The following is a 13,699-nucleotide window of genomic DNA, read 5'->3' as shown; positions in this document are numbered from 1 at the left end:
GCACCTCCTGTATTGTTTATCAAGATAATTTTACCTGATACCCCACAAAAGTACAAACAATGCAGTCCATTGTAATCAACTCGTAACACGCTATTAGTCAAGCCGAAACATTTTATTACTTTTCTGCTAACCATGAAATTCCGTTGGCCAATGCTTGTTTCAGTCCTGATGGGTTACTACCCCCAGCTTGTGCTAGGTTAGGTCGACCACCGCCGCCACCATTTATTTCCTTAGAAATTGCTTTGATTAGGTCGCCAGCTTTTAGACCAGCCTTAACCTGTGCATCTGAAACAGCAACTAATAAATTAGCTTTTTCACCGACAGCAGCACCCAGAATTAAAACATCTGAAGCTTTGCGTTGTTTCCAGTCGTCAGCTAGATCTCTTAATTGAGCCATCCCGGTAACATTCACGACACTTGCCACTACGGAATATTGCCCGGCGTGTTTCACATCATCAAAAATTCCGGCCGCTTCTTCTTTAGCCATCTTGTTTTCTAGATTCGTTACTTTTTGTGTAAGTGCTTTAACAGTTTCTTGCAATTGAGCTACTTTTTGCGGTGTATCTTTGACCTGAACAGCTTTCACTTTTTGAGCTGTTTGGGTTAAAAGTTCATCATGGCTCAATAAATATTCGTAGGCTTCAGCTGAAGTAACGGCCTCAATTCGACGTACACCAGCTCCGACTCCTGACTCCGAAACAATTTTAAACAAACCTAACTCGTTTGTATTTTTAACGTGATCGCCACCACAAAATTCAACTGAATAATCACCGACACTCACCACGCGGACTTTTTTGCCATATTTTTCACTGAATAAGGCGATTGCTCCAAGCTTTTTAGCAGATTCAATGTCAGTCTCCACTGTTTTAACTGGAATTTCAGCAAATATCTTTTCGTTAACAATGCTTTCTACTTTTTGCAAATCAGCCTGCGTGACTTGACCAAAATGAGTGAAGTCAAAACGCAGATAATCCGGTTCAACTAAAGAGCCCGCCTGTTTAGTATGTTCACCGAAAACGTCTCGTAAAGCCTGGTCCAACAAATGAGTTCCTGTATGATTTTTTTCAACCTTACTGTGGAAATGACGGTCTACACTTAATACGTATGCTTGTTCCGTTTGCAAAGGTCGTAGTACTTTAACGGTATGCAAATTCTGACCATTTGGTGCATGCTGCACATCTTTTACTTCCGCGACCACATTACCATCAACATCAGTAATCGTCCCTTTGTCAGCAACCTGGCCCCCCATTTCTGCATAAAATGGTGTGACATCAAAAATTAATTGGGCTTCACCTTTTTTTGCATCTGACACAAGTTGGTCATCTTGAATGATATCTTTGAGAACCGCATGATCTACAGTTAATTCAGTATACCCAACGTAACGACTTGGGGTTTGAATTCCTGTGAGTAATCCTGATTGCACACCCATGGAAACTTGATTACCACGTGCTGCACGAGCACGTTGTTTTTGTTGCTGCATTTCAGCTTCGAAGCCTTTTTGATCTACTTCTAGCCCTTCATCATGAGCATACTCAGTAGTCAAATCTAAAGGAAAGCCATAAGTATCGAAAAGTTTGAAGGCATCTGATCCATTAATTTCTTTAACGTTATTTTCTTTATTCTTTTTGATGATTTGATCAAGCAATTGAACACCATCGTTTAAAGTTTCATTAAAACGACTCTCTTCTGATGAAACGACTTCAGCGATATAATCACTTTGTTCAAGCACTTCTGGATAATAAGATTGCATAATCTTCCCAACAACTGGGACCAATTTAAATAAAAAGCTTTCTTCAATACCAAGCTTTTGACCATACATCACAGCTCGCCGAATCAAACGGCGAATCACGTAGCCCCGACCTTCATTCGAAGGAAGAGCGCCATCCCCAATTGCAAATGTAATTGCCCGTGCATGATCTGCAATTACCTTAAAGGCAACATCTTGTTCTTTATCCTCATTATATTTTTTACCACTAAATTTTTCAGTCTCATGGATCAATGGCAAGAATAAATCAGTTTCAAAGTTTGTAGGCGCATTTTGGAAAATGGAAACTACTCGTTCAAGCCCCATCCCCGTATCAATGTTCTTGTTAGGTAATGGCTCATATGAACCATCCGGTTGATGATTAAATTGTGAGAAAACAATATTCCAAATCTCTAAGTAACGTTCATTTTCGCCACCAGGATAATTTTCCGGATCGTCATCAGCTAAATTATTAAACGATTCGCCACGATCATAGAAAATTTCTGAATCTGGACCACTTGGGCCCTCGCCAATATCCCAAAAGTTATCTTCCACGGGAATAATATGGTCTGCTGGCACACCAACTGATTCCCAATCATGTTTAGCATCCGTATCTTTTGGATAAACCGTAATAAAGAGTTTCTCTGGATCCATTGCAAACCAGTCTGGACTAGTCAATAATTCCCAAGCCCATGTAATTGCTTCTTCCTTAAAATAATCTCCTACCGAAAAATTTCCTAACATCTCAAATAACGTATGATGACGCGCAGTATGACCAACGTTTTCAATATCATTTGTTCGAATACTTTTTTGTGAACTAGTTAGCCGTGGCACATCTGGCACCACACTGCCATCAAAATACTTTTTCATTGTGGCTACCCCAGAATTAATCCACAATAACGTTGGATCATCGTGTGGTACTAATGGTGCACTTGGTTCTACAATATGACCTTTAGACTTAAAAAAGTCCAAAAACATTTTTCTAACTTCACTACTTGATTTTCTCTCCATGATTTTCTTCCCTTCTAATTGCACAAAAAGACCGTTGCTAGTAAAGACGCTTCTGCGCGGTACCACTTTACTTGCAACGATCTTACTCGTTAACCTCTTGACCTCTTTAACGCAGAGTCGCGAAACACTTCCGGGGTAGCATCAAAACTCTAAACTCGTTTTTCACAGCATCCAAAACGTTTCTGAAAGTTTATTCGTTTTAATATGTCCTCAATCAAAAATTATTATATTGCAAAAAATATCGACTTGTCAATCCTCGCCATGATCTCTTTTTGCTCTATGTTGCTTAATTCTTTGCCGTTTCGTTCTCAAGAACTCTGTGTGTTGTGCTTTACGACGATCACTTTGATCTTTGATTTCGATCGCTTTTCTAATTTGACGTTTATAGCCAGGTTTAACCTTACGTTTCTTCTTCTTAACCATTCCCACCATCGTTGGATCCAACTTATGGTGATCTCTAACGCGCGTTGTCCGGCGGTTACGATCATATGAATCAACGACTTCGCCATTCTTGATTGCTTTAGGCTGAAATTTAACCCCTAATTTTTCAATTTCAGAAACTTTTTCTTCTTCACCTGGTTCGTAGAGCGTAATGGCTGTTCCTGACATCCCGTTACGCCCAGTTCGCCCAACTCGATGAATAAAGAAGTCGAGATCATCAGGAATCCCGTCATTGATGACCATTGAAACACCTTCAATATCAATCCCACGTGATGCTAAATCAGTGGCAACGACAAATTGAAAATCAAGATTATGAATTTCTTTCATAATTCGTTTACGTTCACGCGGTTTAACGCCACCATGAACTTTGGCAACTTTCAACCCTTGTTGTTTCAAGTAATCTGTTAACTCATCAGCACGCTCTTTTGTGTTACAGAAAATCAACACTAAATAAGGTTCACCAATTGTTAACAACTGATGAATGACATTATTCTTACCTTTACTTTTTGTAGAAATTAACCAGTTATCAATTGTGGGACTAATGATACTCTGAACAGGAATCTCTTCAATCACTGGATTTGACATATACTTCTTTAAAAAGATGTTCAATGACTTAGGAATAGTGGCCGAAAAGACCATCATTTGCAAATCTTTTGGTAAACTTGCGGCAATCTTGTCTACCTCATTCAAAAATCCCATATCCAAGGTCATATCAGCTTCATCAACGACAAATTGTGAAGCCAGATGCACATCTAAAGCTTGACTATGAATTAAGTCCCAAATTCTTCCTGGTGTTCCAATAACAATTTGTGGCTGTCGATGCTTTAACTTGTCCATCTGCCGTTTTTTATCAGTTCCCCCAACGTAATTACCAATTTCAATGTTAATTTCATCAGAGCCCACTAATTGACGGGCAGCTGCATTAATCTGATAAGCAAGTTCTCGACTAGGGGTTGTAATGACAACCTGAACTTGTTTTTTGGACGGATTGATTTGATTGATCAGTGGTAACAAAAAGGTATGTGTTTTTCCACTACCTGTTTGTGACTGACCAATCACACTTCTGCCAGCCAGAATAACTGGAATTAGTTTTTCTTGAACTGGTGTTGGCTGAGTGAAATTAATCTCATCTAAGGCGCTCATCAAAAATGGTTGTAAATTAAATTCTAAAAAACCGTTTTTCATTAATTACTCCTTCTCGCTCTTCTTATAAGCTGTTGCGATTGCTGCTAATTCAGTTTGAATCGTTTGAACTTCATCAAGATCCTTAGCTTTTGCACCGCTAGCAAGGGCATGTCCCCCACCATCATGTTTCTTAGCTAATTCATTAATTGTTGGCCCTTTAGAACGCAGGCGAACTCGATAACTACCATCTCTTTGGATTACAAAAATTGCCCAACAAACAACAGAGTCAATTTTTCCGGGTAGGGGCACAACACCTGCTGTACCAGCATCTTTTAAATCAAATTGGTCTAATACTTCCCCTGTTAAACAAACTGAGGCAGCGCCATCTTCTGTGATCTGTAAATTTTGGTAAACGTAGGCAGAAAGATGCGCAACAGATAATGGCATACTATCTAATTTTTGATTGACAGCAGTGACATCAAAGCCTGTTGCCATCAAAGAAGCAGCCACTCGTAGCGTATGCGGTGTAGTATCTGAATATAAGAATCTACCCGTATCACCAATAATTCCGGTGTAAAGTGCCTGAGCAGCCTTCGCATTTAAAGTCAGCTCATGTTTAAATTGATGGTAAAGATCAAAAATCATTTCTGAACTGCTTGAAGCACTTGGAACCACCCAAGCCAAATCACCATATGGATCATCATTGGGATGATGGTCAATTTTAATTAATTCCTGCCCATTGGTATACCGATTATCATCAACCCGTGGTGGATTAGCAGTATCTGTGACGATTACTAAAGCATCATCATAATCATCATCGTCGGCCGTATCCATCTCACCAATCCATGATAAGCCACCTACTTGTTTTCCAACTGCTAAAACAGTCTTCATTGGAAAAGAAGCATGAATAATTTCTGCCAAACCAATTTGAGAACCAATTGCATCTGGATCTGGCCGTTGATGGCGATGAATAATAATGCGTTGATGTTTTTTTATTTGTTCAAATATTTCCTGTTGCAGAGTCATAATTTCTTCTTTCTATCCTTGACTAGTTTTTTGAGATTTGCCAAGTTTTCACTTCTTCCCAGTATACTAGCTTTTGCGGTTAAACACAAAGCCGAAAATCAATCTGATTTAAATAACGGTAAAGTAATGTTTTCAAAATTTATACTAGCCAAATTTGTCATTGTTATACCCAACAATCTGATTCCTCGCTGACTGTCACCAAACTCCTCAAAAAGCTGACGTGCGTAAAATAGATACGCTTCCTCACTATTCTCAATAAATTCCGTCAAAGTCTGTCGCTTAGTGATGGTCTCAAAATCCGCATAGCGCAACTTGAGAACTAAGGTTTTACCGTGCTTTTGCCTTTTTTTCATTGCAATGGCGACGTTTCTTGCCAAATTACTAAGTTCATTTTCTACCTCATTATCCGTTGTTAAATTCGGATTATAGGTACTTTCCTTACCGATCGATTTTCGTTCCCGTAAATATTCAATTGGGCGGTCATCAGAACCTCGCACGTGGTGATATAACGCATCCCCGAATCTTCCAAAATTATGAATCAAATATAATTCACTTTTTTGATACAGGTCTTTACCGTTGAAGATTTTCAATTCATGCATTTTGGGGACCGTTTTTTTACCAACCCCACGGAACTTTTCAATTGGTAACTTATCTAGAAACTCTCGGACATCTTCTGGTAAGACGACTGCAACGCCGACCGGTTTCTGATATTCAGAAGCCAGCTTAGCAAGAAACTTGTTGTACGAAATTCCCGTTGAGCAAGTCAGTTTAGTCTTGGCAAAAATTTCGCTTTGAATCTGATGAGCAACTTCCACTGCACTCTCAATATCCTTCTTATTATCCGTTACGTCTAGATAAGCTTCATCGAAGGCAATCGGTTCAATCTTGTCAGTATATTCATGAAAGATTTCATGGATTTGATCAGAGACGGCCCGATATAATGTGAAATTGGGAGTTTGAAAAACTGCTTTTGGACATAATTCCAACGCTTTTTGAGCACTCATTGCGGAATGAACACCTGATTGCCGCGCTAAATAATTTGCCGTTGCAACTACCCCTTTACCCCCAGTTTTACGAGGATCTCGAGCTATGATAAGTGGCTTTTTTCGAAGTTCTGGTTGTTCCCGTTCTTCTATTGAAGCATAAAAAGCATCCATATCAACATGAATGACTTTGCGAGAAGTATTAATATTAATGGGAAGAATTGCGTCGTTTTGAGCCATTTCATCACCTAATTTTAAGTCTTAACACTTTGCTTTTTCCTTAAACAATAAATTTGGTTTCTTATTTAGTTTAATCGAACGTACGTTTGAAAACAAGCTAAACAAAACAAAAAACGATCAATCAACTGCTTGTTGATTAATCGTTCCAATTTTTTAATGTTTGGTTGCACCAAAAATCCAGGTTCGATGATCTCGTGCCAATAATTCTTGCGAAGCCTTTGGTCCCATTGTGCCACTAATGTAATTAGGAAAATCAGCTTTTTGACTATCCCAATTTTGACGAACGACATCAACAATTCGCCAAGCTTGGGCAACTTCATGCCAATGAGCAAAATTAGTGCGATTACCATCTAAAGCATCGTGAATGAGTTTTTCATATGCTTCCGGTACCTTTGCTTTCTCAGCAGCTGTCTTATGATATTCCAAATGAATTGGCATTATCCCATAACCTTGATTACCATTTTTGACATTGAGATCAAGTTGATAGCCTTGGTCCGGTTCAACATAAAGCGTAAGAACGTTTTGGACAAGATTTGTATCTTGATCCCCCACAGCCTTAAAAATATTGTCAGTAGTGTCTTTGAAAACAATATTAATTTGTGTTAATTTTCGTGCAAGACGTTTCCCAGTTCTGATGTAAATTGGAACCCCAGATAAATCGCCATTAGTAGTTTCCAACTTCCCAGCCACAAATGTTTCAATCTGTGATTGTTCATCGGTTCCTTCTTCATGTCGGTAATCTGATTGTTCATGATCGGCATCTTCATCATACTGACCACGAACAAAGTTTTTTGAAGCCTCTTCTGGTGAATAAACCTTGATATTTTCCAAAGCTTCCACCTTTCGATCTCGTAACTCTTTAGCTGTGTATTCACTAGGCTTTTGCATAGTAAGTAATGAAATGATTTGCAGAATATGATTTTGTACCATATCTCGCAGTGCACCAGCCGTTTCATAATATCCAGCCCGTTCCTCAACACCTAACGATTCTGCCAATGTTATCTGAATATTATCAATATGTTCCTTATTCCAAAGCGATTCAATAATTGAATTTCCAAATCTCAGTGCTGCAATACTTTGAACAGCCTCTTTACCCAAATAATGATCAATTCGATAAATTTGATCTTCAGAAAATGCAGATGAGATGTCGTCATTAAGTTCTTTAGCCGTTTTAAAATCACGACCAAATGGTTTTTCAATGATCAAGCGATTATAGCCATGATCCGTAATTAACTTTTCAGACTTTAAATGACCTGCAATTGTTCCAAAAAATCTAGGAGCCATTGCTAAGTAATAAATTCGATTTCCATTGAGATCGTACTTCTCATCTAATTTGTCAGCCAATTTTCGTAGGGCCACATAATGTTCTGTATCATTGACATTATGAGATTGATAATAAAAGTGGCTGGCAAATTTTCGGGCAATCTCACTGTTTGTCCGTTCAGACTCATGCCCATCATCTGCGATGGCATTCATAACAACTTCATGATAATGATCATTGGTCCAAGGACGACGTGCCGTCCCGATCACAGCAAAATTATCTTTTAAATAGCCTTTTTCATACAAACGAAATAATGAAGGATATAATTTACGATAGGCTAAATCACCCGTTCCTCCAAAAATTATAAACAACGCTTGCTGTGTCATTTCATTTGCCTCTCTTTCACAATATGATTCCGCTTTAATTATGAAACTTTCGTTTTAAATACACAACTTTTTACACCTAAAAAAAAAGATTTGAAACAAATATGTCTCAATCCCTTTTAAATTAACTAATTATTCTTTATTTGCTGCTTCATCAGTTGACTTCTGAGCATCATCAGCGTCTGGAGCTTCTTTAACATCTGGTGTTGCTTCAGCTTCTGAAGTAGAAGTAGCTTCCTTGGCTGCTGGTTGCACAGCTTCAACATGATCTACACGCATAATAGCGCTACGGTCAAAAACCAAGTAAATGCCATCACAGTCTAAAGTAACTGTTTTTGCATCTTCATCAATTGAATCAACAACGCCATGTAAACGACCGATTGTGACAATTTTGTCACCAACTTGAAGTTTGCTCATCATATCTTGATGTTTTTGTTGTTGTTTCTTTTGTGGACGAATCATCATGAAATACATTAATCCAAAAATCAAAATAATGAAGACAATTGTACCTGCGCCTCCACCTAAACCTGCATTTGCTGCTAATAACAATATAAACACCTCATTTTCTTTATCTTAACTGTATCAAATATTAGCGTTTACTTCCAGTATATTTAAAAATTCTTTGCATCTTCTTTATTGTACCCATATTCTTCAAAAAAGTTTTCTCTGAATTCAAGCAAGTTATCATCCATAATCGCTTGGCGAACCTGTTTCATAAGGTGCACCAAAAAGTAAGTATTATGAATACTTGTCAACCGAATTCCAAATGATTCATTTGTTTTTATCAAATGACGGACGTAAGCACGCGTATAATTTTTGCAAGTATAACACTGACAGTTATCATCTAGCGGTGTGAAATCACGAGCATATATTGCATTTTTGACAACTAGTCGCCCATGCGAGGTCATACAGGTGCCATTGCGGGCAATCCTTGTAGGAAGGACGCAATCAAACATGTCAATGCCACGCATTACTCCGTCAATTAAGGCGTCAGGAGAACCAACACCCATTAGATAACGAGGTTTATTTTCAGGCAGCATGGGGGTTGTAAAATTTAAAACTCGATTCATTTCATCTTTGGATTCCCCAACTGATAAACCACCAATGGAATATCCCGGAAAATCCATACTGACAAGATCTTTGGCACTTTGCTCACGTAAGGCTTTAAAACCGGCTCCTTGAACAATTCCAAACAAGGCCTGCCAATCAGGATTTTGATGGGCTTTTAAGCCCCGTTCTGCCCAGCGACTAGTTCGTTCTACCGAATGTTTTACATATTCATAACTTTCGAAGAACGGTGGACACTCGTCAAAACTCATCATGATATCCGGTCCCAGATCGTTTTCAATCTGAATTGCCTTTTCTGGGCTCAAAAACATTTTAGCACCGCTAATCTCATTCCGAAAATGAACACCTTCTTCAGAAATATCTCTCAAATTAGCAAGTGAAAAAACTTGAAATCCACCTGAATCAGTCAGGATTCCTCTCTTCCAATTCATAAACTTATGCAGTCCACCAGCTTCTTTAACGATATCTTCTCCGGGACGAACCCACAGATGATACGTGTTAGAAAGAATAATATCAGCCCCAATATCTTCAAGCTCTTCAGGAGACATTGACTTAACGGTTGCTTGGGTTCCGACTGGCATAAAAATTGGCGTTGGAAACGTACCGTGGGGAGTTTCAATCTCGCCTAAACGAGCCCCCGTATGTTTTTCTTTTTTAATTAAATGATATTTGATTGCAGGTTCCACGCAAATTCTCCATTCTTAATGCTTACTTGTTTATTTTTGTTAAATATATAGTTTCAAAAATTAGCCTCTTGTGCCTAATTTTGTTGTGGTGCTGACAAACCAAGATGTTCATAGCCCTTCTCAGTAACTACTCGCCCACGAGGGGTCCGGTTCAAATAACCAATTTGCATCAAATAAGGTTCGTACATTTCGGCAATTGTATCAGACTCTTCCCCAATATTCGCGGCAATGGTTCCCAAACCAACTGGTCCCCCGTGATAGTATTCAACCATTGTTTTTAAAATTTTATTATCGATTTCATCTAAACCTTCTTCATCAACACGCAAGAAACGTAGTGACTTCGCCACAATCTCATCATCAATTGCTTGTTTATCAGAAACTTCCATAAAATCACGCACTCGTTTAAGTAATCGATTGGCAATTCTAGGCGTTCCTCGCGACCTTCTTGCCAGTTCGTGGGCCCCTTGATCAGTAATTTTCGTGTTAAATATGTCAGCGGATCGTTTCACAATTTCTGTAAGATCCTCAATCGTGTAATAACTCATGTGTGACACAATTCCGAAACGGTCTCTTAATGGTGCGGATAACAAACCGGCTCGCGTTGTTGCGCCAATTAATGTGAAAGGTGGAAGCGGAAAATGAATAGGATGCGCAGTAGGGCCTTGGCCGACCACGATATCAACAAAGAAATCTTCCATCGCCGAGTAAAGCATTTCTTCAACAATTTTGGGCAATCGATGAATTTCATCGATAAATAAGATATCACCTGGTTGTAACTCGTTTAGTAAAGCCACCAAATCACCGGGCTTTTCTATTGCCGGTCCACTTGTTGTGCGAATGTGTACAGCCATTTCATTGGCAATCACCATCGCCAAGGTTGTTTTACCTAAGCCAGGTGGTCCATAAAGTAACACGTGATCGAGCGATTCCTCACGTTGTTTAGTCGCCTGGATATAAACTGATAACTCATGTTTGACCCGGTCCTGACCAATATATTGATCTAATGTCGCCGGACGCAAAGATTTTTCAATTGAGGCTTCCTCGTTATCTGTTGCTTCATTTGAAACAAGTCGATCTTCATCAGAATCGTCCATTCATTTCACCTTCTTCCCTATTTTTTCATTAATAGCTTAAGTCCAAAACTCAAATAATGATCTGTAGTCATTGATTCTTGATCTTCTAGCTCTGGTTTGATTTTTGCAATAACTTTTGAGGAATATCCTAAAGCAGACAACGCATCCAAAGCATCTGCTAAATTACGATTAGCTATTGGTTGGACTACGGGTTCTGTGGAACTACTAGAAAGTAAGGTCATTTTTCCTTTTAAGTCCAAAATAATCTGTTGAGCGGCCTTGGGCCCAATTTTTGGAAACTTCTTTAAGTAAGCTACATCATCTTGATTAATTGCATTAACTAGACCAGAATGATCTTCGTTTGCAAGAATTGCTAAGGCACTCTTAGGTCCAATCCCCTTAACCAAAATTAATTTTTCAAATAGTTCTTTATCTTCAGCATCATACAACCCATAAAGACTAATTTCTGTTTCCGAAACAGCCTCGTGCACAAAGATTTTCACTAGTTTATTTTTATCAATTTCATACCGATATGGATTTCCCACAAAGAGTTTGTATCCTACACCTTGCACTTCCAGCACCAAAAACTCCGGTGTGATTTGGGTCACATAACCAATTAAATATTCATACATTCAAATTCTCTCCATCATCTTAAAATAAACATACGTTTGCTTTTATCCATTGTACCATATCTCTTTTTTATTCTTGTTCTTCCAACGGACGGTGAGGATCTTGAATACGTTTAAACATTTTTTTCATGTCTGAGTTAGAGAAATGCACTAACACAGGCCGTCCATGAGGACAATTAAAGGGATTTTCCGTTTTAGCTAAATCTTGAATCAGCTGACGGGCTTGCTGATCATCCAAATGATGATTAGCTTTTATTGCCCGTTTACAACTCATCATAATGGCAGTTTTTTCACGGAATTTGGCTACCGTCATGCGTGAATCATTCAAAACATAGTCGATCATCTCACGAACAGTATCCTCTTCTTGTCCCGCTTTAAACCAAGTGGGATGCTGACGAACCACAAAACTATTGGGACCAAAAGATTCCAGTTGAATGCCGCAACTGGCCAAAACATCTTCTTTTTCCTGAATTTTCAACACATCACTTGTGGCGTAATCAAGCACGATTGGCACGAGTAGGCTTTGCGAATCCGTTGAAACTTTTCCAATTTCTTCCCGATAGTACTCATAATTAATCCGTTCTTGTGCAGCATGCTGATCTAAAATATATAACCCCTCTTCAGATTCTGCGAATAGAAAAGTCCCATGCATTTGGCCAACATACTGTAAAATTGGAAAACGCTTTGTTTCGGCCTCTTGTTCAATCTGGCCTTCTGAAACCTCAGCTGTCTCCACCTGTCTATCTTCATCAAAAGGAGCTACCTGTGCTTCTTCAGTATACTTCTGTTGAAAACTAGTTAGTGCTGCACTCTTTAAATCAGTTTCATGCTTTATAACAATTGGTTGGGTTCCATTGCTTGGTAATGCTTGAAACAACTCAGCTAATGAAGCCGTCTGTTGCTCTGTTACATTTGCTACTCCGCTTGCGGGCTTTGTAAATTCCGAATACTTCGCTGAAGCCTCATTTAAATTAAATTGTAGCTGGTCCGTATTGACCTTACGATTAGTACTAAGATTTTTAACTGCAGATGGAATTAAATTTTCTTTAGCAAGTTCTTTATAAATCACCTTTGTAATGAGCTCTTGTAATTGTGGTTCCTGACTAATTCGGACCTCTTGTTTAGCCGGGTGTACATTAACATCAACTAGCAAAGGATCCATTTTTATATTTAAAACTGCGACAGGATAGCGTCCAACCATTAATTTTGAGCCGTATCCTTCAATAATCGCCTTAGTTACTTGAAAATTCTTGACATATCGCCCATTGATTAACACAGAAATATATTGTCGTGAAGCCCTCGTAAATTCAGGCAAACTCGTATATCCCGAGATTTCAAAATCAACATTTTCACCTTTAAATTGCACCATCTTTCGAGCATTTTGCACACCATAAATTCCCGCAATTACTTGCAGTAAATCGCCTCGTCCCGAAGTTCGGATCAGTTCTCGTCCTTCATGACTTAATGTAAAGGCAATCTCAGGGTAGCTTAAAGCCAACCGATTCACAATATCACTGATATTTGCCAATTCAGTTTGTGGAGATTTCATATATTTCAAACGGGCCGGTGTGTTAAAGAAGAGGTCTTTGACGCTGATATCTGTTCCCTTCCTAACAGCTGCCAATGAGTGGTCTACTACTTGTCCACCTTTAATATGGATCTGGGTTCCCGTCTCATCGCCAGTAGAGGTCTCTAGAACCACATCTGCCACCGAGGCAATACTTGGTAAGGCCTCACCACGAAAACCAAGAGAACGTACTTTAAACAGATCTTCACGAGTGGTAATCTTGCTTGTTGCATGCCGCTCAAAAGCCAGTGGCACATCTTCAGTTGCAATGCCATCCCCGTTATCCACAATTTCGATAGATTTCAATCCTGCTTCTTCAACCAAAATATCAATTTGCGTACTATGGGCGTCGATTGCATTTTCGACTAATTCTTTTACCACTGAAGCTGGTCGTTCAACGACTTCTCCAGCCGCAATTTGATCGGCAAGAACATCAGAAAGTTCATGAATTTTTGCCATATT

At 38.9% G+C, this 13,699-nt stretch carries 10 protein-coding genes; all 10 read right to left on the bottom strand.

Features of this window, described 5'->3' with window-relative positions; genetic code table 11:
* Window positions 1-115: 115 nt before the first annotated feature.
* The gene (gene alaS / locus ACLHK8_RS10185) at window positions 116-2,755 is read right to left on the bottom strand and encodes an alanine--tRNA ligase (RefSeq protein ID WP_057775097.1); all 2,640 of its coding nucleotides are present in this window, start codon (window positions 2,753-2,755) and stop codon (window positions 116-118) included.
* Window positions 2,756-3,004: 249 nt separating this feature from the next.
* Entirely contained in the window at window positions 3,005-4,381 is a 1,377-nt protein-coding gene (locus tag ACLHK8_RS10180; protein WP_057775099.1) for a DEAD/DEAH box helicase, read from the bottom strand.
* A 3-nt stretch (window positions 4,382-4,384) separates the two neighbouring features.
* A complete protein-coding gene (locus ACLHK8_RS10175; RefSeq protein ID WP_057775102.1) occupies window positions 4,385-5,347 on the bottom strand; it encodes a DHH family phosphoesterase in 963 nt (320 codons plus the stop codon).
* A 98-nt stretch (window positions 5,348-5,445) separates the two neighbouring features.
* Complete coding sequence (dinB, locus tag ACLHK8_RS10170; protein WP_063697908.1) at window positions 5,446-6,570, bottom strand: DNA polymerase IV; 1,125 nt, start codon at window positions 6,568-6,570, stop codon at window positions 5,446-5,448.
* A gap of 153 nt (window positions 6,571-6,723) precedes the next feature.
* Window positions 6,724-8,217, bottom strand: coding sequence for a glucose-6-phosphate dehydrogenase (zwf, locus tag ACLHK8_RS10165; RefSeq protein WP_057775110.1), 1,494 nt, complete (start codon window positions 8,215-8,217; stop codon window positions 6,724-6,726).
* A 129-nt stretch (window positions 8,218-8,346) separates the two neighbouring features.
* Entirely contained in the window at window positions 8,347-8,766 is a 420-nt protein-coding gene (gene yajC / locus ACLHK8_RS10160; RefSeq protein ID WP_057774700.1) for a preprotein translocase subunit YajC, read from the bottom strand.
* Window positions 8,767-8,825: 59 nt separating this feature from the next.
* Window positions 8,826-9,968 carry a tRNA guanosine(34) transglycosylase Tgt gene (tgt, locus tag ACLHK8_RS10155; protein ID WP_057774697.1) on the bottom strand — a complete coding sequence of 381 codons (1,143 nt, stop codon included), beginning with the start codon at window positions 9,966-9,968 and terminating at the stop codon, window positions 8,826-8,828.
* 74 nt (window positions 9,969-10,042) lie between these two features.
* Entirely contained in the window at window positions 10,043-11,062 is a 1,020-nt protein-coding gene (ruvB, locus tag ACLHK8_RS10150; protein ID WP_057774693.1) for a Holliday junction branch migration DNA helicase RuvB, read from the bottom strand.
* Window positions 11,063-11,079: 17 nt separating this feature from the next.
* Window positions 11,080-11,673, bottom strand: coding sequence for a Holliday junction branch migration protein RuvA (ruvA, locus tag ACLHK8_RS10145; RefSeq protein WP_057774690.1), 594 nt, complete (start codon window positions 11,671-11,673; stop codon window positions 11,080-11,082).
* A gap of 67 nt (window positions 11,674-11,740) precedes the next feature.
* On the bottom strand, window positions 11,741-13,696 hold the full coding sequence (mutL, locus tag ACLHK8_RS10140) for a DNA mismatch repair endonuclease MutL (RefSeq protein ID WP_057774687.1): 1,956 nt from the start codon (window positions 13,694-13,696) through the stop codon (window positions 11,741-11,743).
* Window positions 13,697-13,699: the final 3 nt, after the last annotated feature.

The organism is Pediococcus sp. M21F004 (assembly GCF_051122535.1).
Lineage (GTDB): Bacteria > Bacillota > Bacilli > Lactobacillales > Lactobacillaceae > Pediococcus > Pediococcus inopinatus.
Note: the sequence above shows the minus strand (reverse complement) of the source record. Positions and strands in the feature narration are given on the sequence as shown.

Bases quoted from the DNA above. Each gene is read 5' to 3' on its own strand.
- ACLHK8_RS10180 (WP_057775099.1), bottom strand. From the start codon at position 4,381: ATGAAAAACGGTTTTTTAGAATTTAATTTACAACCATTTTTGATGAGC.
- dinB (WP_063697908.1), bottom strand. From the start codon at position 6,570: ATGGCTCAAAACGACGCAATTCTTCCCATTAATATTAATACTTCTCGC.
- ACLHK8_RS10175 (WP_057775102.1), bottom strand. From the start codon at position 5,347: ATGACTCTGCAACAGGAAATATTTGAACAAATAAAAAAACATCAACGC.
- ruvA (WP_057774690.1), bottom strand. From the start codon at position 11,673: ATGTATGAATATTTAATTGGTTATGTGACCCAAATCACACCGGAGTTT.
- mutL (WP_057774687.1), bottom strand. From the start codon at position 13,696: ATGGCAAAAATTCATGAACTTTCTGATGTTCTTGCCGATCAAATTGCG.
- zwf (WP_057775110.1), bottom strand. From the start codon at position 8,217: ATGACACAGCAAGCGTTGTTTATAATTTTTGGAGGAACGGGTGATTTA.
- ruvB (WP_057774693.1), bottom strand. From the start codon at position 11,062: ATGGACGATTCTGATGAAGATCGACTTGTTTCAAATGAAGCAACAGAT.
- alaS (WP_057775097.1), bottom strand. From the start codon at position 2,755: ATGGAGAGAAAATCAAGTAGTGAAGTTAGAAAAATGTTTTTGGACTTT.